Below are 23,175 nucleotides of genomic sequence, written 5' to 3'. Positions count from 1 at the left end.
GGATAAAAAGGCCGCAAACAGGCTTGGAAGGTTCGTCTGCCGTGCTGCTTTACGTCATTCGCCACGGACAGACGGACTGGAACGCCGAAGGCCGGTTTCAGGGTCAGACGGATATTCCGTTGAACGCCACCGGTCGCGGCCAGGCAATGCGCAATGGCGAAACCCTGCGCCATGTGCTGGGGGATAGAGTCGATACATTCGATTTCGTCGCTTCCCCTCTTGGCCGAACCCGCGAGACCATGGAGCGGATTCGCACCGAAATGGGGCTCGACCCCAAGCGTTACCGGCTCGACGACCGGCTGAAGGAAATCTGCTTTGGCGACTGGGAAGGTCATACGACCCGCGAATTGAAAGAGCTGTACCCAGAGCGGGTCAAACAGCGGTCCCAGGGCAAATGGGACTTCATTGCTCCTGGTCAACGGGCTGAAAGCTATGAGATCCTGTCCTGGCGCACCGGTGCCTGGCTTGCCTCGGTCCGCCAGCCAACCGTGGCCGTGACCCATGGCGGCGTTATCCGCAGCCTGTTCCGCCTGATCGGCAATGTCGATGCCAACGAGGCCTGCGCCATGCCAATCCCCCAGGACAGGATTCTCCTGATCGACCTTGAAAACAATAGCCTGAATTGGCAGTGACAGATCGGCGTCAGTTGACGACCTGCAAATCGTCCACAACGCGCTTGCCATCGACCATGGTGTAATAAACCACAACCTTGACGCCGGTCGTCAAGCCGTCGAAATTGAATTCCGCTGGCACCGAATAGGTTTTGCCGTCCTCCAGCGTCAGGGTCAGCTTTTCGGTGCTGATCGACTTGATCGTCGATTCCACGTCATCGCTTTGCGCAAGCGCACCCATTGGCGCAAACAGGCTGCCGGCCAGCAACAGCATAGCGATAAGGAAGCGCATGGTTTTTGCCCCTGCTTTCGGTCTAGAATCGTCACGTACTTGCAAATAAGCCTCCGAATGTGGCGGAATTTTCCCCTCGCCTGCACTTATCCCCGGCACTCATCAGAAGAGTCATTGAGGATAGCGGCTCGGATTCCGGTTTCGAATATCTCAAGCCGTTGCCGCATTTGAGATATTCGAAATTCTTGTCAGGTGAGGATGCACGAGCATCTTCGATGACTTGGTATTAAAGCGTGGCGCGATAGTCGAGGGTAGCGTCTCCCACCCAGAATTTTTATTTCATCCCAAGGCTCTGCAGCATCGGCCAGAAAACCGGTATCCACTTCCCAACGTAAATTCTACTGCATACTTTTTCCAAAAACACAAACGGCAAACAACAGATCAAGAGCCATCCATAAAGGCCGATGCAAGCATTCCCACCGCTAAACACAGCAGACTGTCCTGCGCCAATGTTCCAGTCATGAACAGCGCCATCCCTTCACTCACGTTTTATTGACGATACCTTTTAAATTCCACTGATTTCAACTAATATAAATGCTAAATTAACAACCGTTACAATATCATATTACCTAAGATCAAAGCATAGCATCAGATGTTTCAGGCAGAATAAATGGCCGAATATAACGTCTCTGCTGCATGCGAGATATCAGAAATTCTTATAAGCCGAAGATGTGTGATCATCTTCGATGCCTTAGTATAATGTGTATGGCAGGATAATGACAGAATTCGCAAATCCCGCCGATGTCCAAACACGCCGTTCCAACAATGTGGCGATGGTGTTATTGGCCCTGGCTTTAGTCCTGCTGACAAGCCTGCTTGCCTATATCGGTTATCTCAATATCACCGACTACCGCAGCCAATTGCGCGGGCAAGTCCAAGCGGACCTGCAGCGGGTCCGCGGGATGATGACCCAAAGAACCGAGGAGAATTTCTTCGCGCTCCGGCACGTTACCCATGCACTGTCACCGCTTGAAGGCGCACTGGCCTCGCCGCAAACGGAGGGGCTTGTTCGCGGTATTCTCAGGGAACGTCCAGAATTTCGAGTTTTAGCGCTGGCCCGAGGCACTGTCGTGGAACAGGTGTGGACGCAGCAAGGGCTCTCACCCAAGACCAGCATGACGATCGGTTCGGATTCGGACACGGATATGCGAATGCTGGATGACGGGCAATTGCAACTGGATCTCACGGCCGCCGATGCGACGCCCTCCCCTATCCATGTCCGTGCCATTCTGGATACCGCCAAATTCATCCAGTCTGCCATCGCCGATGGCGCCACAGCTCCGATCGGCAACGGACCGGCTATCGAGATTGCCGTCATGGTGCAGACCGCATCCGGTACGCGCACTGTTTTTGGTAGCCCATCGCTCGCGGCACAGGATTTGACCAGGCCGGATTTGGCCAAGCAGAACATGGCTGAGCAAAATATGACCGGGGAAAACCCGGAAATACTGACCATGGCGCTTCAAGGCGGGACGCTGCAAGTGTTTGGCCGCCCCCGTGCAGGCTGGCAGCAGAAACCGCAGGATCACAGTAATTTCGTCATGACGCTGGTTACCGTGGATCTGGCTTTTGCGGCCCCGCTCTGCGGCATAGCTGTGCTTGTCATCTCCCGCGCCAAACGCCGGCGCGCGCTAAAGCAGATGGAAGACAAGTACCGGGCGCTGACCCGGCGTTTCGAACTGGCCATGGACAGTTCCAACATCGGCATGTGGGAACTTGCAACCGGCAATCCGACCCTCCATCAGGACAGCCGTGCCGCACAATTGCATGGAGCAGGCAGCGGCGGCGATATCGATCAGGACATGGCCCGCTGGTTGGAAACAGTGCATCCCGAAGACCGCGCCAAGGCGCAAACCCATGTTCTGGCCTGCCAGCAAGGCGAAAACAGCCAGGATTATCGGGTCGTGCTGGAGAGCGGCGCGATCCGCACCTTGCGCTCCGTCGGCAGCCATGCGGATGCCTCCGGGCATAACCGTGTGACGGGTCTCGTCTGGGACATTACTGCCGATGTCGCCATGCAAAATGACCTCCGAGCTGCCAAGGAGAGCTCCGACATCAAGAATGCGGAGCTGGAACTGGCCCTGGACGAGTTGTCCATCCGAGAGCAGCAGTTGGAAAGCCTGTCCTATCGGTTTGAACTGGCGCTGGATTCCTATGGCTGCGGCGTCTGGGAACATGATTTTTCCACAGGCCACACCGTCTGGGACGAACGCATGTGCCATCTCTACAATATTCCGGTCACCACCGGACACATCTCCGACGCCCTATGGTTGAGCAAGGTTCACAAAGACGATCATGAGATGTTGATGGAAGCCGCGCGCAACGCTGTAGAGCAACATACGCGCCTCAACACCAGCCAAAGGGTGCCGCTGGAAAAGGGCGGGACGCGCTGGGTGCGCTCCGTTGGCCAGGTGCATATTGACCGCAACGGACGCAAAAAGCTGATCGGCATCAGCTTCGATGTGACAGCCGATGTGCTGCTGACGGAAGAATTGCGCACGGCGAAGGCCGAGGCGGAAGCGCGCAATATCGAGCTTGAACTGACCAAGAACCGGATCGAATTCAATGCCTTGCATGATCCCCTGACTGGCCTTGCCAATCGTCGCAAGCTGGATATCGCCCTGGATAGCCTGACGCGGCAGTCCCAGGCAAACAGAAGCCGCTTCACCATCCTGCATCTCGATCTGGATCGGTTCAAGGAAATCAACGACACGCTGGGCCACGCCGCAGGCGATGCCATGCTGGTCAATGCGGCACGGGTTCTGTCGCGCCACATGAACAGCGGCGATCTGGTGGCGCGGATTGGCGGAGACGAATTCGTGGTTCTGTTGCATGGGCCAATCGATGCCAAGGCCGCCGCCGAGCTTGCCGAACGCATCATCGAGGACATCAACGTTCCCGTGGATTTCGAAGGCTTCATCTGTCGCTGCGGCGTTTCCATCGGCATTGCCGAGGCCAAGGGACTGCGAACCGATGCCCGAAAGATCCTGATCAATGCCGACCTGGCGCTCTATGAAGCCAAGCGGCAGGGTCGCAACTGTTTCCAATTCTTCACCGAAAATCTCCAGGCCAATATTGTCAGCTCGAAGCGTATCGCCGATGAATTGCTGCACGCTCTGGAAAATGACGAGATCACCGCCTGGTATCAGCCGCAATTCTGCGCCAACAGCATGGAACTGGTCGGCGCCGAGGCGCTGGTCCGCTGGCAGCATCCGACCCGCGGCATCCTGCCCAGCAATAGCTTCCTGAAAGTAGCGGAAGACCTGAATGTCATGGCACGTATCGACCAGATCGTGCTGGAACTGGCGCTGAAGGACAAGATGCGCTGGGCCGCCATGGGTGTGAAACTCCCCAAGATTTCCGTTAATGTCTCGTCCCGTCGGCTGCATGATGCCGGGCTGATCGAGACGCTGGAAGGCCTCAGCATTTCGCCCGGTGAAATTTCCTTCGAACTGGTCGAATCGATCTTTCTCGATGAAAGCGAGGATATTGCCACCACCAATATCGAGCGGATCAAAGCGCTGGGCATCGACATCGAAATCGACGATTTCGGCACTGGCCACACGTCGATCATCAGCCTTTTGAAACTGCAACCCAAGCGGCTGAAAATCGACCGGCAACTGGTGATGCCCCTGCTCAATTCCAGCCGGGAACGGGCCATGGTGCGCTCGATCATCGACATTGCACGCTCTCTTGGAGTGGCAACCGTGGCCGAGGGCGTCGAAAGCACCGCCCATGCCCAGATCCTGCGCGAATTGGGCTGCGACCTCTTGCAAGGCTACGCTTTTGCAAAACCACTGCCCTTCGAGGAATTCGGCCGTTTCGCCTTGCAGACAGACCGCCAGATGGCGTCATAAACCCCAATTCACGCAAAGCTTTTCCGGTTTTTGCGCCATTGCCGCAAAGAAAGGCTTTTCACGCTCGCAGCTTTTCTACTAAGAGTGGGGCCTTGTAAAAGGCAGGGCTTATCCCCTGGCAAAGCGGACCCGGTTTCAGCATATGTCGCATAATAGTTTCGGTCACCTTTTCCGTGTCACCACCTGGGGCGAAAGCCATGGTCCAGCCCTTGGCGCAGTGGTGGACGGTTGTCCCCCCGGCCTGAAATTCACACTCGAAGACCTGCAAGTCTGGCTCGACAAGCGCAAGCCCGGCCAGTCGCGGTTCGTCACCCAGCGGCGCGAAGACGATCTGGTCAAAGTGCTCTCCGGCGTCATGCCGCAGGACGACGGCTCGATGATCACCACCGGCACACCGATTTCGTTGATGATCGACAATACTGACCAGCGATCCAAGGATTACGGCGAAATCGCTCAGCAATATCGCCCCGGCCATGCCGATTATACCTACGACCTGAAATATGGCATTCGAGATTATCGCGGTGGCGGACGCTCCTCGGCGCGCGAAACGGCAGCGCGGGTGGCAGCGGGCGGCATTGCCCGCCTGGTTCTGCCCGGCGTCACCATTCGCGGCGCGCTGGTACAGATCGGCACCCACAAGATCGATCGTGCCAATTGGGATTGGGCCGAGGTCGGCAATAATCCGTTCTTTGCACCGGACCCGAAGATCGTTCCCGTTTGGGAAGACTATCTCGATCAGATCCGCAAGCAGGGCTCCTCGGTCGGTGCCGTGGTGGAGGTGGTGGCCGAAGGCGTGCCGGCCGGGCTGGGCGCACCGATCTATGCCAAGCTGGACCAGGATATTACCGCGCTGCTGATGTCGATCAATGCCGTCAAGGGTGTTGAAATCGGCAATGGCTTTGGTGCCGCCGAAATCACCGGCGAGGAAAATGCCGATCAGATGCGGATGGGCAATGACGGGCAGCCGATTTTCCTGTCCAACCATGCTGGCGGCATTCTCGGCGGGATTTCCACTGGCGAGCCCATTGTGGCGCGGTTTGCCATCAAGCCGACCTCGTCCATCGTCACCGAGCGCCAGTCCATCGATTCGCAAGGCCGGAATGTCGATATTCGCACCAAGGGCCGCCACGACCCCTGCGTCGGCATCCGGGCCGTGCCGGTTGGCGAGGCGATGGTGGCGTGTGCGCTGGCGGATCATTATCTGCGCGACCGTGGCCAAACCGGTCGTTTGAAGTAAGGAAATCGATCATGACCTATGAGCAGACCCGTGTCGTTGACGCTATCCGGGCTTTTGAAGCCGGTGAAATCGTCATTGTCACCGATGACGACGACCGCGAGAACGAAGGTGACCTGATCGTTGCCGCCGTACATTGCACGTCGGAGAAAATGGCCTTCATCATCCGCAATACGTCAGGCATCGTCTGCACCCCAATGCCGAAGGAGGAAGCCAAGCGGCTGAACCTGTCGGCCATGGTCGCCGAAAACGACAGCGCCCATACGACAGCCTTTACGGTCAGCGTCGATTTCAAGCATGGCACCACGACCGGGATTTCCTCTGATGACCGGACGCTGACGGTGCGCAATCTCGCCAATCCCAATGTTGGTCCTGCCGATTTCGTCCGCCCCGGCCATATTTTCCCGCTGGTGGCGCGCGAAGGTGGGGTGTTGATGCGGTCCGGCCATACGGAAGCAGCCGTCGATCTCTGCCGACTGGCCAACCTGCCGCCGATCGGCGTGATCTCGGAAATGGTCAATGACGACGGCACGGTCATGCGTGGCCCGCAGGTCTCAGCCTTTGCCGAAAAGCACAAGCTGAAACAGATCTCGGTCGCCGACCTGATTGCCTATCGCCAGCGCAAGGAAACCCTGATCCAGCTGATGTCGACCTTCGAGATCCAGACGGCTTATGGCCCGGCCAAGGCCCATGCCTATTCCCTGCCCTGGGACCCGATGCAGCATCTGGCGGTGGTATTTGGTGACATCCGCGACGGCGTCGATATTCCCGTGCGTCTGCATCTGGAAAATGTCGGTGCCGATGTGTTCGGCGGTGCCCGCCAGATCGATAGCATGCTGAAACGGATCGCAGAAAAAGGCCGCGGCATTATCGTTTATCTACGCGAAGGCTCCGTCGGGGTTGGCGCCTCCACGACGGCCAGGGCAGGCATGCACGACCGCGAGGCCCATCAGGAAGCCCAGACGCGCGAAAGCGAATGGCTGGAAATCGGCCTCGGCGCCCAGATCCTGAAAGATCTCGGCGTCACCTCGATCCGGCTGATGGCCTCGCGTGAACGCCATTACGTCGGCCTGGAGGGCTTCGGCATCAAAATCTCGGAAACCGAAATTGCGTAAATCATATGTCGCTGCGGACATTTCCTGATGCCTGCCCGAGGGTATGTCATTGACCTTGCTTTTCGGGCAAGACATGTTTGATGTCATGTTCGAAAGCAATCCCAAGGCCAGAGCCGACATGAAAGCTGGAACCCTCTACGCCATAGCTGGCGGGCAGGAGTGGATTTATTACGGGCAAGTCAATGCGGATAAGGAAATCGCATTTTTTCGTCGCAATGATCGAACGATCACGACAGTAGACAACATTATCAATTCGCCCGTCATGGCGGTGATAATGGTTTTTCCTTCCTCGATAACTCGGGCGCTCCGTTCCGGCGCATGGAAAAAGCTTGGGCGCTTTCCTGTTTCCGAACTCGCTGCTCCAAGGCCCACCGTCCAATGGCCTGAATTTACCTTGAAGGTCACCGTCTGGCGAGATGGGGTTCCAAGCTATGACACGACAATCGATGATCCGGCAATCCAAATGCTGGAGGTGATGGCTGCGTGGGATGCTGAGTATCACATTCCTGCAAGATTGACTGCCGACTTTTCCCCGGATGAGGCCTTGTGGCACGTTGGAGGGCCTGTTTGGCGGGAACGAAAAGTCAAAGAAGAGACTGCAAAACGTTTTCCAGGAAACCCTGTGAATGCATTGCCGGAAAACTGGGTTGCGACCAATAGGTAGGATATTCCTGGGGTGGATACAGGATCAGGAGCGACGACCATCCGCCTCGAAAGCCCTGGATAGGCAGAAAAAGTGCTACCCTTTCGGCAGACTCAGTGGCAGGTAAGAGTCTGTTCCGCGCAAAACTCGCGCGACAACTACAATTCTCCAGGAACCCAATCCATGTCACTCAAGCTCTATCTCGCCGGTCCCGAAGTGTTTCTAGCCGATGCCCGCGAGGTGCTCGATGCCAAGGCTGAGATGACGCGGGCTTATGGGTTCGAGCCGATCTGCCCCGGCGACATTTCCATTGAGCCAGCCCCGACCTTGCATGAGTTCGGATTGAAAATCAGTGCCGTCGATGAGGATATGATGAACCGGGCCGATGGGGTGATTGCCAATCTCACGCCGTTCCGTGGCATTGCCGCCGATCCCGGCACGGCTTTCGAGCTGGGCTATATGTGCGCGCAGGGCAAGCTCGTCGCTGCCTATACCAATATCGTCGACAATCACTATGCCCGCACCGCCGGATTTTATCAGGGCAAGGTGACACTCGGTCCTGACCAGCGCAAGCGCGGGCCGGATGGCCTGTCATTGGAGGATTTCGATATGATCGAAAATCTTATGCTGCATGGCGGGATCGAACGCCGGGGCGGGCCGATTTTTACCCATCAGGCCCAAGCAGACCAGCTCTATAGCGATCTGACGGCTTTCGAGCTTTGCCTGAAGGCATTGTCGGCGAAGCTTCCCACCGTAGTATAGTTCAAGTCTTGCAGATCTCGAACGCCGAATAGTTGTATAATTCGAATTGATCTTTACAAATTCTAACAGAATTGGCGGAAAATTCCTATTTTCTTCAGTAGAAAATATTGATAAAACTAGATCTAGTGAAAATGCCTAGTGGCTCCACAATTTCTCGGAAAAGCCGGACCTGACGCAAGCCTCGCGCAAGCTTCGATCGTTAATAAAGGGTTAACGAAGCGAACAGAAAGGGCCTGCGATGAGGATCGACAGCAGCCTTGGCAATTCACAGTATCAGAGCCGCTACATTCATGGCGCGTCAAGCGTTGAGGATGTTGCAGTAGAGTCTGCGACCACGCCCCGCTCGCGCTCTGCCGGTGGAAACTCCACCAGCACACTGTTATCCGCCTCCCTGGCCAACGCGCTCTGGAGCCTGGATTCAAGCAAGAAAACAGCTGGCGTAAAAACCAGCGCCTCGACGGCCATCGACGAGGCAAAAGCGGCGTCTCCGATCCAACAGATCGAAGCGCATTATCTGGAATATATGGATACGGACGAGGAGTAGCCACGGTTCAGCCATGGCTACGCGAAAGAGGGGTGTGTGGCGGCACACCCCTTTTTGCGTTATCTATCGGTATGGAACAGCTGCAAAACGGTTGAGGGAACCATGCCTGTTATCAAAGCCGAAAACGCGCCGTTGGATATTGGAACCGCGGAAGGTATTAACGCCGAGCTTGGGCCCTATAGCGCAAGGCGCTTAAGCGATGCAGGCGGCTTGACGCAATTCGGCGCGCTCCTGGAAACATTGCCGCCCGGCTCCCGCTCATCTCACAAGCACTGGCATGAACAGGAAGACGAATTCCTCTATATGCTCCAGGGGACTGCCACATTGCTTGAAGGCGATGTGGTCACCGAGATGAACCCGGGCGATGCCGCAACGTTCAAGGCCGGTGTTCCCCTTGGCCATTGCCTGGAAAACCGCTCCAATGCGGATTGCGTCTATCTGGTGGTCGGCACCCGCTCCGCCAACGAAATTGTCCATTACAGCGACAAAGACATGGTCGTGACCAAGGTCAATTTCGTCAAAACCCTGACGGATCGTGCCGGACAGCCCATCAAGAACTGAGCCAGCCATCACCATACACGACCGCCTCCACCCCGGTAAATCGCGCAAGTCTTGCCAATTCCTGGTCAAGCTTTTCCAACCGTCCGGTCGATGGCCTGATACCAGGCTCCAACCATAGCCGCTTCACGTCCAGCGTGCCGGCCTTGCGATTGGCTTTCATGTCGATCCTGCCGATCAGTCGGTCATTTTCCAGCAGCGGAAAGACATAATAGCCATATTGCCGTTTCGGTTCGGGTACAAAGACTTCGATCCGGTAAAAGAAGCCGAATAGCCGTTCGGTGCGGGCCCGGTCGCGGATCAGCGGATCGAAAGGACTGAGGACGCGGATGCGGGCGGGTGGCTCTGGTGGAGTGGTCAGTGTTTCCAGCCAATCCGCCAGCGCAAAGGAAGGGCGCGGATTTCCGCCATCGGCGGGGGCAATCTCGATCTCCTCAAGCTCAGCGCGATGAGTCTCCAGCCAGAGTTTTGCCTCCTGCGGGCTGACAAGGTTCCAAAAAGCGGCGATTTCACCTGACGTGGCAAAGCCTAGCCGGATCAGCGCTTCGCGGCAGGCCCAATCGATGAACGCTTCCTGCGTCACCTCGGCCTGCAAATGGTCCGGAAGAATGCAGCGCTCCGTCAGATCATAAATCTTCTGGAAGTTCTCCCGACCAGAAATCGATAGCTTGCCGGTACGCCAGAGAAATTCGAGCGCGGTTTTCGACGGATGCCAGTTCCACCAGCCGCCGGATTTATGGTCGCCTTCCTTCATGTCCCGCGACAAGGCCGGGCCGCCCTCGTTAATCCGCCGGTAGGTTTCCTCGAAAGCCGCCTCAAAGCCCGGCTCGCGCCAGGTTCGCCAGCGCTCCAGAATCAGGCTTTCTTCGCGCCGGAACCGATGCTTCCAATAAGGAAAGAAAGCTGAAGGCAGGATCGAAGCATCATGGGTCCAATGCTCGAACAGCAGCCTGTCCTGCTCCAGCAAAGCGGTCAGATCTTCGCGTTTGTACGTCTGGTGGCGCGAAAACAGGATCTGGTGATGCGCCCGCTCCACCGTGCCGATACTATCCACCTGCACGAAGCCAAGATCGGTAATCAGCGCCAGCAGGCCCTGACGGCTCAACGCTCGCCCCGGTGGCCGGGAAAGCCCCTGCCGCTCCAGAAAAATCCGCCGTGCTGTGCTGTTGTCTATCCCTATCGCCATAAGCTGACGATAGGGTATGTTCTCTTTTTGTTCAAGATGGCTTTCTCTTGAAAAGTGCTTTCATCGCCGATCCGCCACCGCCTTGGCCATGATGCAGAGCAGTTCAAACATCATGGTTGCACCGGCCAGCGCCGTCATGCCACCGACATCGAAGGGAGGTGCGACTTCCACCACATCGGCACCGACAATATTGACGCCCTCCAGCAGCCGCACCATGGCCTGCACTTCGCGGGTCAGGAAGCCGCCGATTTCCGGTGTGCCGGTTCCCGGCGCCATCGAGGGATCGATGCAGTCGATATCGAAGCTAACATAGGTCGGGCCATCACCGGCAATGGCGCGGGCTTCCGCCATCACATCTGCTGCGCTGCGGGCGACGAACTCCTCCATATAGATGATGCGAATACCCTGGTCCTTGGCCCATTGATGTTCATCGACTTCGTAATTGGAGCTGCGAATGCCGATCTGCACCATGCGTTTCGGATCAAGCAGCCCTTCCTCGATGGCGCGGCGAAAGGGCGTGCCATGGGTAAAGCGCTGGCCGCCGAAATAGCTGTCATTGGTATCGGAATGGGCATCAAAATGAATGAGCCCGACCGGCCGCGATTTCGCCACCGCCCGTAGCACCGGCAGTGTCGTCAAATGATCGCCCCCGGCGCAGAGCGGCAGCGCACCGGCAGCGACAACTGCCGCCACGCCGTTTTCTATCTGTTGAAGCGCCAGCATCAGGTCTATGGGGTTGACGGTCACATCCCCCACATCGGCAATATTGGCAAGGCTGAACGGCTCGATTTTTGAGACATGATGCACCCGGCGCATCAGGCTGGATTGGTTGCGCACTTCACGCGGTCCATGGCGGGCGCCGGCCCGGTTGGTGGTGCCGCCATCCCAGGGAATGCCGATCAGCGCGATATCAAGCCCTTCAGCCGAGGTCACGGCAGGCAGACGCATGAAGGTGGCATGTCCAGCAAAACGCGGCACTTCAGCGGCATCGACAGGCTGATGAAAGGATGAGGTCACGGGCGGTTCCTTCGGGAATGGGTCGGATAACCCATCCGATCAAATCGCAAGGCGGCTGTAAATGGTAAAAACCCGGATTTGCCTTTGTCGGTCTGCGGGCTATAGAACAGGGCAGTCAACGCAGGGTAACGACATCGTGCAGATCCATTTCGATCAGGCCAGCGCCAGTTTCGACGGCCATGTGGCGCTCGAACCGCTGACCATCACCTTCGGCGAACAGCGGATCGGGGTCATCGGCCTGAATGGATCAGGCAAATCCACCTTTGCCCGGCTGATCAATGGGTTGGTCAAGCCGAGTGCTGGCCATGTGACGCTGGATGGGCTGGACACGGTAAAAGACGCCAAGGCCGTGCAGGCACGCACCGGCTTCATCTTCCAGAACCCGGCCAATCAGATCATCCTGCCGCTGATCGGTGAGGATATTGCCATGGGGCCAAAGGCACGTGGGCTGAAAGGCAAGGCACTGGACGAGGCCGTGGACAGCGTTGCGGCAAGGCTCGGCATAACCCATCTGCTGCGCCGCCGCCCGCATGAACTATCCGGTGGCGAGCTGCAATTGGCGGCGCTGGCCGCTGTTCTCGTCACTCGGCCCGATCTGGTGATTTTCGATGAACCGACCAACCAGCTCGATTTGAAAAACCGGGCGCTGGTGGCTGGCACCATCGAGGCGCTGGAGGAACAGGCGCTGGTGATCAGCCATGATCTCGACCTGATCGCCGGGTTTTCGCGGGTACTGGTGTTTCACCGCGCCAAGCTTGCCTTCGATGGCCCAGCAAGCGAGGCTATTGCCCGCTACCGCGAGATCGCCGCATGTTGAACAGCCTTCATGTCGAGGGCAATAGCTGGCTACACCGGATGCCGGTCGGGGCGAAACTGGCCATTCTGCTGGTGTTTGGCCTTGGCCTTGCCTTCAGCCTGTCCATGCCGCTCCAGGCCACTGCAGCCTGCGTCACCGGCGCGCTCTATTTCAGCCTGGGGCTTGGCGCGCGGGCGGCTTTGCGGCGCATCCGCCCGATGCTGATCAGCATTGCCGTGCTTGGCCTGTTCAACATCTATGCGCTTGATCTTATAACCTCGGCAACGCTAACACTGCGGCTACTCGCCATCCTGTTTCTCGCCTGCGCCATTACCGCGACGACCTCGCTTGGCGCCTACATGGAGACGCTTGACCGGCTGCTCGCCCCGCTTGATCGGCTGGGTCTGGTCCGGGCCGCCGATATCAGCCTGGCGTTGGGGCTGACACTGCGCTTCGTGCCTGACATCGCAGACCGCTATGAGGCGCTGAAGGCCGCACATCAAGCACGTGGCATTCCCGTGCGGCTGCACCGGATGCTGGGACCTCTGTTTATTCTGGCCTTGAAAGAGGCCGATTCCATCGCCGAGGCCATTGACGCCCGCGGCATTCGCCGTCACGAAAAGAGAACAGACTGATGAGGAGATCACCATGACCACGCGAGACCTGGTTCTGATTGCGCTGTTTGCCGCCATCGTCGTTGTCCTCGGGCTTATTCCGCCCGTGCCGCTCGGCTTCATTCCGGTACCGATCACCGCTCAGTCTATGGGCGTGATGCTGGCTGGCTGCATCCTCGGCGCCAAGCGCGGGGCCTTGGCCTATGCGCTGTTCGTGCTGCTGGTCGCCATGGGCCTGCCGGTGCTGTCGGGCGGCCACGGCGGTCTGAACGCGCTGTTTGGCGCCACCGGCGGCTATATTTTCGGCTGGATTCTCGGCGCTTTCGTCACCGGCCTGATGGCTGAACGTTTTGCCCGTGCCTCCTCCACCGCCAGCGGCCAGACGATCGGCTTCTTTGCCGCCAGCATCATCGGCGGTATCGGCGTAGTCTATGCCTGCGGCATGCCATGGTGGAGCTTTGTGGCCGGCACCCCGATCGACAAGGTGCTGATCGGCTCGCTCGCCTTTCTGCCCGGCGACCTGATCAAGGCCGCCATCGCAGCACTCGCCGCCCGCGCCGTGATGGTCGGCTATCCGCTTCTGCCGAAGCGGGTGTAAACGTCTGTCATCATTCCCGCGTATCGCATTCGCAAAGCAAAACAGCGGCCCGGGTTATGGATGACAGACTGATGATTATGGCAACCACTGATACAGCCAATCCCTCAGCGCTTCCGATAGCGCCACCGGTTCGGCACTGTCTTTGTTCACAGCTGTCCAGGTGATCTCGACATCGGCGGCGCGGGTCTTGCCGCTTTCAACCGCAATGGCGAAGCCGACGGATTTGCCGCCGATCTTGTCCACCTGCACGGTGAAGCGCAGCGGGTCGCCCGGTCCAAGCATTTCAAAAAGCCGCGCCTCGAATTTGGTGGCGCGAAACTCCGGCTCCTGATCGTCTGCGGGCCGAGCCTGCCAGAAGCGATGGAGCGCTTCTTCGCACAGCGCCAGCAGCGCGCTGTTGCTCAACCGTCCCCCCATGCCGACATCGCGCAGGCCGATCACCGTTTCGGTCACGTCCAGCCGTTCTCTTTTCGCCATTGCCCTTGCCCTCCATGCCGTGATCGCTCATGTAATGGAAAAGAGATTGGTCGCGCAAGTTTGGTGCGACAGGAGGATGCGTCATGACAACCCGGCTCTATGAAAACCCGATCTTTCTGGAACACAACACGCCGGAAGGCCACCCTGAACGGGCAGACCGGCTGCGCTCGCTGAATATCGCCCTGGAGCATCCGAATTTTTCCGCCCTGGAGCGCCATCAGGCCCAGCAGGCCAATGAGGATGCTGTCATGCTGGCCCATCCCGAAGAGCATTTCATCGCTGTCATGCGGCAGGTGCCGGAGGAGGACGACCGGATCAACCAGCTGGAGGCCGATACCTATGCCTCGCAGAAAAGCCTGCAATGCGCCCTGACCGCCATCGGCGGGGCGATGGCCGCTGTGGACGATGTGATGACGGGTGCCGCCGACAATGTGTTCGTGGCGGGCCGTCCGCCCGGCCATCATGCGGAAAAAACCAAGGCGATGGGCTTCTGTCTGTTCAATACAGTAGCGATTGCTGCCCGCCATGCCCAGCAGGTCTATGGTGTCGAGCGGGTCGCCATTGTCGATTGGGATGTGCATCATGGCAATGGCACCCAGGATATTTTCTGGGACGATCCATCCGTGCTGTTCTGTTCCACCCACCAGATGCCGCTTTATCCCTGGACGGGCAAGAAGGATGAGGTCGGGCCGCACAATACCATCGTCAACGCGCCGCTCTCGGCCAATAGCGGCTCGGACCATTTCCGCGAAGCGTTCAAATCGCGGGTGCTGACGGCGCTCAATGATTTTTCCCCGGATCTCATCCTGATTTCCGCCGGGTTTGATGCCCATCACCGCGACCCGCTGGCGCAGATCAATCTGGTTGGCGAGGACTTCGACTGGGCAACCGGGCGGCTGATGGAAGTGGCCGACCGCTTTGCCAAAAACCGGGTCGTCAGCCTGCTGGAAGGCGGCTATGATCTGGAAGGCTTGGCCGAATCGGCTGGCATGCATATTTCGAGATTGATGAAGGGTTGAGTATGACCGACGTTGCCGCCACCGATATTGCAGCTTATTCCTTTGAAAAGGCCGTGGCCGAACTGGAAAGCATCGTGGCCCGGCTGGAGCGCGGTGATGTGGCGCTCGACGAATCCATCTCGATTTACGAGCGCGGCGAGTTGCTGAAGAAACATTGCGAGGCACTGCTCTCGGCCGCTGAAAACCGCATCGAAAAAATCCGGCTGGACCGGGCCGGCAAGCCTGTTGGTGCCGAGCCGCTGGACAAGGAATAGGCCTGATCCTGGCAGGCCCGCCGCAAGGAAGATGCGTTTCTCCCTTTGCCGAAGGACATTTAAGTCCTATATGCATCAATAGGGCAGTTTTGCTGGATCTGCCCAATCATGAACCTGGACCTCCTGTTTGACAGCGGCGCTCAGCGCCTGGGAAACCAACAGGATTTGCGGGAAATGACATTGAATACTGTATGATTTCCCCCATTCATGGACCATTCAGGCCGTGCAGTGCATTCGGGAGGAAACTTGTGCAGCCGATAGTCTGAATGAAGAGAGAAAGAGGCTGGAGCCTGTGACATCGAAGCCAAACACGCCGTTGCTGGATCAGGTCGTGTTTCCGTCCGACCTTCGCAAGATCGAAGACAAGGACATGCCGCAAGTGGCGCGTGAACTGCGCGACGAGATGATTGATGCCGTGTCGGTGACCGGCGGACATCTGGGCGCCGGGCTTGGCGTGGTGGAACTGACGCTCGCCATCCACAAGGTTTTCAACACCCCAGAAGACCGGCTGATCTTCGATGTCGGACACCAATGCTATCCGCACAAGATCCTGACCGGGCGGCGGGCGCGCATCCGCACCCTGCGCCAGGAACATGGGCTGTCGGGCTTTACCAAGCGCACTGAGAGCGAATACGATCCGTTTGGCGCCGCGCATTCCTCCACGTCTATTTCGGCAGGCCTTGGCATGGCTGTGGCAGCCGAGCTTGGCCAGACCGACCGCAAGGTCATCGCCGTGATCGGCGACGGCGCCATGTCGGCGGGCATGGCCTTTGAGGCGCTGAACAATGCTGGCGCGCTGGACGCGCGGCTGATCGTCATTCTCAACGACAACGACATGTCGATTGCCCCACCAACAGGCGCGATGAGTGCCTATCTGGCGCGGCTCGCCTCCGGGCGCACCTATATGGGCATGCGCGAAATCGGCAAGAAACTCACTGCCTATCTCGGCAAGAATATCGACCGGGCCATCACCCGCGCCGTCGAACATGCACGCGGCTATGTGACCGGCGGCACGATGTTTGAGGAAATGGGCTTTTACCATATCGGCCCGATTGACGGCCATTCCTTCGATCACCTTCTGCCGGTGCTGCGCAATGTGCGCGACAACGCCAAGGGGCCTGTGCTGATCCATGTGGTGACGCAGAAGGGCAAGGGCTATGCGCCTGCCGAGGCCGCTGCCGACAAATATCACGGCGTCAATACCTTCGATGTCATCACCGGCACCCAGGCCAAGGCCAAACCGAATGCGCCGAGCTATACCGCCGTGTTTGCCGACGCACTGGTGGAAGAGGCCCGCCATGACGACAAGATCGTCGGCATTACCGCCGCCATGCCATCCGGCACCGGGCTGGACAAGCTGAAAACCCTGTTCCCGGATCGGACCTTCGATGTCGGCATTGCCGAACAGCATGCCGTGACCTTTGCCGCCGGCCTTGCTGCCGAAGGCTACAAGCCGTTCTGCGCGCTCTATTCCACCTTCCTGCAACGCGGCTACGATCAGGTCGTGCATGACGTGGCAATTCAGGGTCTGCCGGTACGCTTTCCTATCGACCGCGCCGGTTTCGTCGGCGCTGATGGTCCGACCCATGCTGGATCGTTCGATACCGGTTTTCTGGCCAGCCTGCCCGGTTTCGTGGTGATGGCGGCAGCGGATGAAGCAGAGCTGAAGCATATGGTGCGCACCGCCGCCGCCTATGATGAGGGTCCGATTTCCTTCCGCTATCCACGCGGCGAAGGCGTTGGTATCCAGATGCCGGAGCGTGGCGAGATTTTGCAAATCGGCAAGGGCCGGATCATCAAGGAAGGCTCGAAAGTGGCGCTGCTGTCGTTCGGGACGCGGCTGGCTGAATGTCTTGTCGCAGCGGAAGATCTCGATGCCGCTGGCCTGCCGACGACTGTGGCCGATGCCCGGTTTGCCAAGCCGCTCGATCTCGACTTGATCCGCCAGCTTGCCCGCCACCATGCCGTGCTGATCACGGTCGAGGAAGGTGCTGTTGGCGGGTTCGGATCTCAGGTCCTGCATATGCTGGCCAATGAGGGTCTTCTCGACCACGGCCTGAAAGTTCGCAGTCTGGTTCTGCCAGATCTATGGATGGATCAGGCCAAGCCTGACGTCATGTATGAAAAGGCAGGCCTCGACGCCAAGGGTATCGTTTCAACGGTGTTCACGGCGCTGTCACTTGATGCCCTGGCCCAGGATAGCCTGGCTTAAAGATAGCATCGGCAGCCCTTCAGCGGACGATACTCCGGATAGTGTTAAATACCAAAACGCCGCTGACGATTAAGCCAGCGGCGTTTTGTTGACTTACACCCACCAAGCATGGTGGACAGTTCGATCAGAATTCCGACCATTCCTGTTTCACGGCGGCGGACGATGCACCTCCGCCGAAGGCCTTGCCGATCTTGGAGGCAAGAGCACGGGCGGGAGAAGCAACCGGACGCTGCGATGGGCTGGCAACTGCCGGATGTCCGGCAAATGACCTCCGACCCGCAAGTTGGAACTGACTGACAAGCGTCTTCAAACGGTTGGCTTCGGTGGCAAGAGCTGCAGCAGCGGCGGTCGATTGCTCGACCATGGCCGCATTCTGCTGCGTCGTCTGGTCCATCTGGTTGACCGCCGAATTGACTTCGGCAAGACCGGTGGACTGTTCCCTTGCCGATGTAGCGATTGCCTCCATCAACTGGTTGATCTGAACCACGTGATCGCCGATTGACTTCAGGGCAACACCGGTTTCACGCACCAGCTTGACGCCACTATCGACTTCCGAAGAGGAGTTCTGGATCAGACCCTTGATTTCCTTGGCAGCCTGGGCAGACCGTTGCGCCAGCTCACGCACTTCCTGGGCAACCACCGCAAAGCCCTTACCGGCTTCACCGGCACGCGCTGCCTCGACACCGGCATTCAGTGCAAGAAGGTTGGTCTGGAAGGCGATTTCATCGATCACGCCGATGATGTTGGAAATCTGCTGCGAGCTTTCCTCAATCCGCTTCATGGCGTTTTCGGCCTGATTGACGACTTCCGACGACCGCACGGCGTTCTGGTTGGCGGTAATCGCCACAGAGCGGGCCTCTTCTGTGCGCTGCGATGAATTGGTCACATTGACGGTGATCTGGTCAAGCGCCGCCGCTGTTTCTTCCAGGGCTGCGGCCTGCTGCTCGGTCCGCTTGGACAGATCATTCGTGCCATCGGCAATTTCACGGGTGCCGTTTTCCATACCTTCGACGGTCTGGAGAACAGAGCCGAGCGTCGTTCCAAGCTGTTCCAGCGAGGCGTTGAAATCCTGGCGCAGCGATTCATATTCAGCGGCGAAAGCATCGTTGAGCTGGAAGGATACGTCGCCCTGCGCCAGGCGCTTCAGGCCTTCGCCAAGTGTCTGCGTTGCAAATCGCAGATTGGCCGCTTCCTGCTCCGCGCGCTGTTGATGGGCAGCCTGGGTCTGTGCCGTTTGCTGGCGGTTGACCGTTGCCTGCTCTTCCAACTCGCGATTGGCAATGGCGTTCTTGCGGAATACTTCAACCGCATCGGCCATATGACCGACTTCGTCGCGGCGACCAATGCCCGGGATATCAATTGCTGTCTCGCCGGTTGCAAGCGCACGCATTGAGGCGGTGATCCGGGCCAGCGGCGCAATCATGCCCTTGTTGAGGAGCAGAAGCGAGAAACCGATCAACAAGACAAGCGTTGCACTGCCCATCAGGATATTGCGGCGGGCGTCATAAGCGGCTTCCTCGGCAGCTTTCTGGCGCACGCTGAGAAGCGCGCTTTCCTCATCGGCAATCTCCTTGGCCTTGGCGCGAATGCCATCCATATAGGTCTTGCCCGCCCCGGAAATTTCCAGCTGGCGGCCCTGCTCCCGGGTGGCCGGGTCCTTCATCAGGGCAAGTTCCTTTGACACGACCTTGGCCTGCCATTCCTGAACGAACGCATCGAGATCGGAGAGACGCTTCTGCTGGACCGGATTGTCAGAGGTCAGGCCGCGAACAGCCGCATAGGCATCGGCGTAGCTCTTCAAGCCAGCCTTTTGCGGCTCAAGGAATTTTTCATCCGCTTCCGACAGAAGGTAAGCCCGAATACCAGTTTCCTGATTGACCATCGACGCAACAATGGCATCCATCTTTTGCAGCACGACATAGGTATGCACAGTCCAGCCAGACGACTCTTCCTGATGGGAGAGCGAACGCCAGCTGACCGCATTCACAACAAGACTGACAGCAAGCAAGATTGCAAATGTCAGTCCAATTTTTGCAACGATCCGTATATTATCCAGAATTTTCATCGTCCAGTTCCCTCATTCGCGAACTTGAAGAGATGAATTCTTTCAAGAGGCGAGGCGTTGCTATCTCAAAACATGATTATTTGGGCGACAGTCCAGCATCATGCCGGGATAACCACAATCCTGGGAATCCCCCTCCCTTGATTGCAACGCGTCACTTGGTTTTTAGTTTTATTGTATATGCATTAAAAAATCTATAATAATATAAATACATTCGCATCATCGAGAAGCACAACCGCTAAACATTGAAGAAAATACATATGAATATGCCTAGTATATAATCTACCCAGACGCGAATAATGTTTTTTATTTCAATTTTTGGATATGTCGCATTCCCTATACATGAAACATATTTTCCGCATCCCCAAGTTGAAACATAAAATATTATTCATGGCTGAATATTTATTTATGCTCATTTAGTTACTTTCACTTTACAATTTAACTTTGACAAAAATCAATTTTGCGCTCCATGTGCCGATGCATATCAAACCGCTTATAATTTGCATTTTGACCAGCAAATGATTGGAATCATTTAAAAAAACGCTGGAAAATGAGAGAGTGATCCTACCTCAGTAAAATTGACGTCTATCAAAAGATACGTTCTACGAGTATCGAGGGGAAAAATGCTTACACTCCTGAACGACAGGCAAAGGCTTTTCATTGTCGAAGCCAAGGAAAAGCCTTTGCCCTTCTCCATCAACTCCCGACTGTAAAATGATAGCGAAGATTTCAAACCTTCAATGCTGATGATTGTCACGCTGGCAATTGCGGTGGCTCGACAGCATCGGCTGCATCGCTCAATGCTGCGTTGAACAGACCTGAAAGGAGGAAGACGCCCTTTCCATTTCAGCGCGTCCTGAAGACGCAGCACGCGACGCAATGGTTTTGCGTTTGAGCTGCCGTCTTGCCGCTAGCCCACCTTCTCCTCCCCAAGGCGTGCAAGCAGAGAGAGAAAGACCCGCAGCGTTTCGGGCTTCCCCTCCACCTTCTAAGAGCATCGGACCGAAAAATGGGAACCGATTTTCTGTAAGATGCTCTAAAAATGGCAGGGAAGTTGAACTCGTCATCCTCTATCTTTTGGGTTCAGTGTGTCTCTTCGGGAAACGTGGGCCCGATTTTTCCTAACAGTCTGTTCAAGAATTTCTGCTGGTCTGACGAAAATGGTGATTCCGAGAGCCGGAACGGAGCGTACTTATGTACGTGAGTACAAGCATTCCAGGAAAAGTGCGGAGCAGCTTTTCGTCGGAAATGCGATTGCATCATTCAAGCGCAGAAATTGCCATTTGCAGACGGCCAGCGGCGATATTGGACGGACTGCAAGACAAATTCTAGAATTCCGACCATTCCTGTTTGACGGCGGCTGCCGCTGTGCCGCCCCCAAAGGCCTTGCCGAGCTTGGAAACCAGCGAGCGAGCGGGAGAGGAAACCGGACGCTGCGATGCAGCGCTGGAGACAGGATGAGCCGGACCCGCCGAGGCGGTATATTTCGCCATGTCCGGACCATCCTCCAGCTTGAACTGGCGCAACAGATCCATCAGCGCATCGGCTTCCGAGGCGAGCGTATGGCTGGCTGCGGTCTGCTCTTCCACCATGGCGGCGTTTTGCTGCGTGCCCTTGTCCATGTCGGTGACGGCCACGTTGATCTCCGAGAGACCCGTCGATTGCTCCCGCGAAGCGGTGACGATGGCCGTGACATTTTCGCTGATGTGCTGGACAGCCGTGACGATCTGCTCCAGTTCGCGGCCGGTCTCTCCGACCAGCGACACGCCTGCCCCAACCTGGGCGGAGGATGCACTGATCAGCACCTTGATTTCCTTGGCGGCCTTGGCAGAGCGCTCTGCCAAGGCCCGCACTTCCTGTGCTACCACGGCAAATCCCTTACCTGCATCGCCGGCGCGGGCAGCTTCTACTCCGGCATTGAGCGCCAGGAGATTGGTCTGGAAGGCAATATCCTCGATGACACCGATGATATTGCCGATTTCGCCGGAGGATTTCTCGATTTCGGTCATGGCGGCCACGGCGTTTCTCACCACTTGGCCGGAGCGTTCAGCACCGGTGCGGGTGGTGGCCACCAGCTGGCCAACATCTTCGGCGCGCCGGGCGCTGTCTTTCACGGTGCGGGTTACCTGCTCAAGGGCGGCTGCGGTTTCCTCCACAGAGGCCGCCTGTTGCTCGGTCCGCTTGGCCAGATCGTCGGCCGACGCACGGATTTCCGCCGCCCCGGCGTTGATCGCCTGGGCATTGGCGCCCACCGTTTTCAATGCGGCCTGCAACTTGGCAAGGGATTCGTTGAAATTCACCCGCAGCCCATCCAGCCGCTCGACAAAGGGCATGGTAAGGCGATGGGCGACATTGCCGTTGGCGAGTGCCGAAAGCCCTTCCGCCAATTGCACGACAACGAACGAGATCTCGTCGGACTCCTGCTGTTTCTGCGCCTGGGCGGCCTGCTGCTCATCCTCGGAGCGGCGGCGCAGGGTATCGGCTTCCTCGGTCAGGCGCAGTTTTTCAATCGCCGCATCCTTGAAGACCAAAACGGCCTTTGCCATCCGGCCAACCTCATCGCCCCGGTTGATGGCGGGAACATCGACGCCGTGGTCGCCGGATGCCAGTTTGCTCATCGCCACAGTCATACCAGTGATCGGGTTGACGATGGAACGCGCCAGAAGCCAGATCAGCAAGACAGCCAATCCGCCGGCCAGCGCGCAACCGGCCAGCAGCGCCAGTTCAAGACGCGACTGCGCATCGCGCTGGATTCCCCGTTGCTCGTTGCCCATTTCCACCACTACGGTCTTTGCCTTGGCGGCAGCATCGCGAAATGCATCCAGTTCGCCCTTCGACGCATAGACACGGGTGATCTCTTCCACCGTCTTCCCGCTCTTGCGGGCTTCCAGCTGCGGCAAGACCAATTGCGTGTGAAATCTGTCGGCCGCCGTCTTGATATCGTCCAGCATGGACTGAACGGCCTGATGACCGGCAGCGGCAGTGCGGGCATCGTCCAGGGATTTCAACATTTTGTCGCGGCTGTCGAAGACGGCCTTATAGGTGCTGTCGGACCCCAATAGCAGATAGCCGCGTTGATTGACCGCCTCTTCCAGCATCGCCTGAAGCGTCAAATCCAAGGCATAACCGACTTGTTCGATCTGAGCGTGTTCCTCAAGCGCCGCCTTGACCTGTCTGCCCTGAAGAAAAACAACCGCAGAAGCAACAAAGCACCCCGCCATGATCGCGACGAAGGTCAGATAAAGTTTTTTGCTGAGGGACAAATCCTGAAACGACATGGGGCGCGCTTTCTATTCTCACTGCATTTGGGCGGCGGCGATTGCC

The 23,175-nt window shown here is 57.6% G+C and carries 20 protein-coding genes; 14 read left to right on the top strand and 6 right to left on the bottom strand.

The annotated features are described in order from the left end of the window. Positions 1–41 precede the first annotated feature (41 nt). Entirely contained in the window at positions 42–632 is a 591-nt protein-coding gene (locus FS819_RS02505; protein ID WP_234624791.1) for a histidine phosphatase family protein, read from the top strand. Positions 633–642: 10 nt separating this feature from the next. Here FS819_RS02505 and FS819_RS02500 read toward each other — a convergent pair whose 3' ends face one another. Next, positions 643–903: a DUF1344 domain-containing protein gene (locus tag FS819_RS02500; RefSeq protein ID WP_070167640.1), complete on the bottom strand. Its 261-nt coding sequence runs from the start codon at positions 901–903 to the stop codon at positions 643–645. A gap of 716 nt (positions 904–1,619) precedes the next feature. On the opposite strand from FS819_RS02500, the gene FS819_RS02495 reads away from it, so the two are divergent. From FS819_RS02495 to FS819_RS02465, 7 genes are all read left to right on the top strand, one after another. Then, the gene (locus FS819_RS02495) at positions 1,620–4,760 is read left to right on the top strand and encodes an EAL domain-containing protein (protein WP_234624775.1); all 3,141 of its coding nucleotides are present in this window, start codon (positions 1,620–1,622) and stop codon (positions 4,758–4,760) included. A gap of 142 nt (positions 4,761–4,902) precedes the next feature. Then, the gene (gene aroC, locus FS819_RS02490; RefSeq protein WP_156548386.1) at positions 4,903–5,997 is read left to right on the top strand and encodes a chorismate synthase; all 1,095 of its coding nucleotides are present in this window, start codon (positions 4,903–4,905) and stop codon (positions 5,995–5,997) included. Between the two features lie 11 nt (positions 5,998–6,008). Continuing rightward, positions 6,009–7,109 (top strand): 3,4-dihydroxy-2-butanone-4-phosphate synthase, encoded by a 1,101-nt coding sequence (ribB, locus tag FS819_RS02485; RefSeq protein ID WP_156548389.1) that lies wholly within the window; start codon positions 6,009–6,011, stop codon positions 7,107–7,109. A gap of 49 nt (positions 7,110–7,158) precedes the next feature. Then, on the top strand, positions 7,159–7,773 hold the full coding sequence (locus FS819_RS02480; protein ID WP_197434180.1) for a hypothetical protein: 615 nt from the start codon (positions 7,159–7,161) through the stop codon (positions 7,771–7,773). Between the two features lie 162 nt (positions 7,774–7,935). Next, the gene (locus FS819_RS02475) at positions 7,936–8,514 is read left to right on the top strand and encodes a nucleoside 2-deoxyribosyltransferase (protein WP_156548391.1); all 579 of its coding nucleotides are present in this window, start codon (positions 7,936–7,938) and stop codon (positions 8,512–8,514) included. Between the two features lie 238 nt (positions 8,515–8,752). Further along, entirely contained in the window at positions 8,753–9,058 is a 306-nt protein-coding gene (locus tag FS819_RS02470; RefSeq protein WP_156548393.1) for a hypothetical protein, read from the top strand. Between the two features lie 102 nt (positions 9,059–9,160). Beyond that, positions 9,161–9,619: a cupin domain-containing protein gene (locus FS819_RS02465; RefSeq protein ID WP_156548395.1), complete on the top strand. Its 459-nt coding sequence runs from the start codon at positions 9,161–9,163 to the stop codon at positions 9,617–9,619. Here FS819_RS02465 and FS819_RS02460 read toward each other — a convergent pair. Beyond that, positions 9,609–10,802 (bottom strand): winged helix-turn-helix domain-containing protein, encoded by a 1,194-nt coding sequence (locus FS819_RS02460; RefSeq protein ID WP_156548397.1) that lies wholly within the window; start codon positions 10,800–10,802, stop codon positions 9,609–9,611. The genes FS819_RS02465 and FS819_RS02460 overlap by 11 nt on opposite strands. 60 nt (positions 10,803–10,862) lie before the next feature. After that, positions 10,863–11,819 carry an agmatinase gene (speB, locus tag FS819_RS02455; protein ID WP_234624774.1) on the bottom strand — a complete coding sequence of 319 codons (957 nt, stop codon included), beginning with the start codon at positions 11,817–11,819 and terminating at the stop codon, positions 10,863–10,865. 136 nt (positions 11,820–11,955) lie between these two features. On the opposite strand from speB, the gene FS819_RS02450 reads away from it, so the two are divergent. Genes FS819_RS02450 through FS819_RS02440 form a run of 3 tightly spaced genes read left to right on the top strand, consistent with a single transcriptional unit; the run spans position 11,956 to position 13,827 of the window. Beyond that, complete coding sequence (locus FS819_RS02450) at positions 11,956–12,636, top strand: energy-coupling factor ABC transporter ATP-binding protein (RefSeq protein ID WP_234624790.1); 681 nt, start codon at positions 11,956–11,958, stop codon at positions 12,634–12,636. Further along, positions 12,630–13,250, top strand: a complete 621-nt coding sequence (locus FS819_RS02445) for an energy-coupling factor transporter transmembrane component T family protein (protein WP_156548399.1) — start codon at positions 12,630–12,632, stop codon at positions 13,248–13,250. The genes FS819_RS02450 and FS819_RS02445 overlap by 7 nt, the downstream gene beginning before the upstream one ends. Before the next feature lie 13 nt (positions 13,251–13,263). Further along, positions 13,264–13,827: a biotin transporter BioY gene (locus FS819_RS02440; protein ID WP_156548401.1), complete on the top strand. Its 564-nt coding sequence runs from the start codon at positions 13,264–13,266 to the stop codon at positions 13,825–13,827. A 75-nt stretch (positions 13,828–13,902) separates the two neighbouring features. On the opposite strand, the gene FS819_RS02435 is transcribed toward FS819_RS02440, so the two are convergent. Further along, entirely contained in the window at positions 13,903–14,304 is a 402-nt protein-coding gene (locus FS819_RS02435; RefSeq protein ID WP_156548403.1) for an acyl-CoA thioesterase, read from the bottom strand. 83 nt (positions 14,305–14,387) lie between these two features. Between FS819_RS02435 and FS819_RS02430 the strand changes: the two genes are divergently transcribed. The 3 genes from FS819_RS02430 (at position 14,388) to dxs (ending at position 17,789) form a co-directional block, all read left to right on the top strand. Then, positions 14,388–15,323: a histone deacetylase family protein gene (locus FS819_RS02430; protein ID WP_156548405.1), complete on the top strand. Its 936-nt coding sequence runs from the start codon at positions 14,388–14,390 to the stop codon at positions 15,321–15,323. 2 nt (positions 15,324–15,325) lie between these two features. Continuing rightward, the gene (locus tag FS819_RS02425; protein WP_156548406.1) at positions 15,326–15,577 is read left to right on the top strand and encodes an exodeoxyribonuclease VII small subunit; all 252 of its coding nucleotides are present in this window, start codon (positions 15,326–15,328) and stop codon (positions 15,575–15,577) included. A 292-nt stretch (positions 15,578–15,869) separates the two neighbouring features. Further along, on the top strand, positions 15,870–17,789 hold the full coding sequence (gene dxs / locus FS819_RS02420; RefSeq protein ID WP_234624773.1) for a 1-deoxy-D-xylulose-5-phosphate synthase: 1,920 nt from the start codon (positions 15,870–15,872) through the stop codon (positions 17,787–17,789). A gap of 124 nt (positions 17,790–17,913) precedes the next feature. Here the strand turns inward: dxs and FS819_RS02415 are convergent, their stop codons facing one another. Both FS819_RS02415 and FS819_RS02410 read right to left on the bottom strand, forming a co-directional pair. After that, entirely contained in the window at positions 17,914–19,854 is a 1,941-nt protein-coding gene (locus FS819_RS02415; protein WP_156548408.1) for a methyl-accepting chemotaxis protein, read from the bottom strand. Positions 19,855–21,179: 1,325 nt separating this feature from the next. After that, the gene (locus FS819_RS02410) at positions 21,180–23,129 is read right to left on the bottom strand and encodes a methyl-accepting chemotaxis protein (RefSeq protein ID WP_156548410.1); all 1,950 of its coding nucleotides are present in this window, start codon (positions 23,127–23,129) and stop codon (positions 21,180–21,182) included. Positions 23,130–23,175: the final 46 nt, after the last annotated feature.

The organism is Allorhizobium sp. Av2 (assembly GCF_021462805.2).
GTDB classification, from domain to species: Bacteria; Pseudomonadota; Alphaproteobacteria; order Rhizobiales; family Rhizobiaceae; genus Allorhizobium; species Allorhizobium vitis_G.
Note: the sequence above shows the minus strand (reverse complement) of the source record. Positions and strands in the feature narration are given on the sequence as shown.

Bases quoted from the DNA above. Each gene is read 5' to 3' on its own strand.
- FS819_RS02470 (WP_156548393.1), top strand. From the start codon at position 8,753: ATGAGGATCGACAGCAGCCTTGGCAATTCACAGTATCAGAGCCGCTAC.
- FS819_RS02425 (WP_156548406.1), top strand. From the start codon at position 15,326: ATGACCGACGTTGCCGCCACCGATATTGCAGCTTATTCCTTTGAAAAG.
- FS819_RS02495 (WP_234624775.1), top strand. From the start codon at position 1,620: ATGACAGAATTCGCAAATCCCGCCGATGTCCAAACACGCCGTTCCAAC.
- FS819_RS02415 (WP_156548408.1), bottom strand. From the start codon at position 19,854: ATGAAAATTCTGGATAATATACGGATCGTTGCAAAAATTGGACTGACA.
- FS819_RS02440 (WP_156548401.1), top strand. From the start codon at position 13,264: ATGACCACGCGAGACCTGGTTCTGATTGCGCTGTTTGCCGCCATCGTC.
- FS819_RS02410 (WP_156548410.1), bottom strand. From the start codon at position 23,129: ATGTCGTTTCAGGATTTGTCCCTCAGCAAAAAACTTTATCTGACCTTC.
- FS819_RS02435 (WP_156548403.1), bottom strand. From the start codon at position 14,304: ATGGCGAAAAGAGAACGGCTGGACGTGACCGAAACGGTGATCGGCCTG.
- ribB (WP_156548389.1), top strand. From the start codon at position 6,009: ATGACCTATGAGCAGACCCGTGTCGTTGACGCTATCCGGGCTTTTGAA.
- FS819_RS02445 (WP_156548399.1), top strand. From the start codon at position 12,630: ATGTTGAACAGCCTTCATGTCGAGGGCAATAGCTGGCTACACCGGATG.
- FS819_RS02430 (WP_156548405.1), top strand. From the start codon at position 14,388: ATGACAACCCGGCTCTATGAAAACCCGATCTTTCTGGAACACAACACG.
- aroC (WP_156548386.1), top strand. From the start codon at position 4,903: ATGTCGCATAATAGTTTCGGTCACCTTTTCCGTGTCACCACCTGGGGC.
- FS819_RS02465 (WP_156548395.1), top strand. From the start codon at position 9,161: ATGCCTGTTATCAAAGCCGAAAACGCGCCGTTGGATATTGGAACCGCG.
- FS819_RS02475 (WP_156548391.1), top strand. From the start codon at position 7,936: ATGTCACTCAAGCTCTATCTCGCCGGTCCCGAAGTGTTTCTAGCCGAT.
- FS819_RS02500 (WP_070167640.1), bottom strand. From the start codon at position 903: ATGCGCTTCCTTATCGCTATGCTGTTGCTGGCCGGCAGCCTGTTTGCG.
- FS819_RS02460 (WP_156548397.1), bottom strand. From the start codon at position 10,802: ATGGCGATAGGGATAGACAACAGCACAGCACGGCGGATTTTTCTGGAG.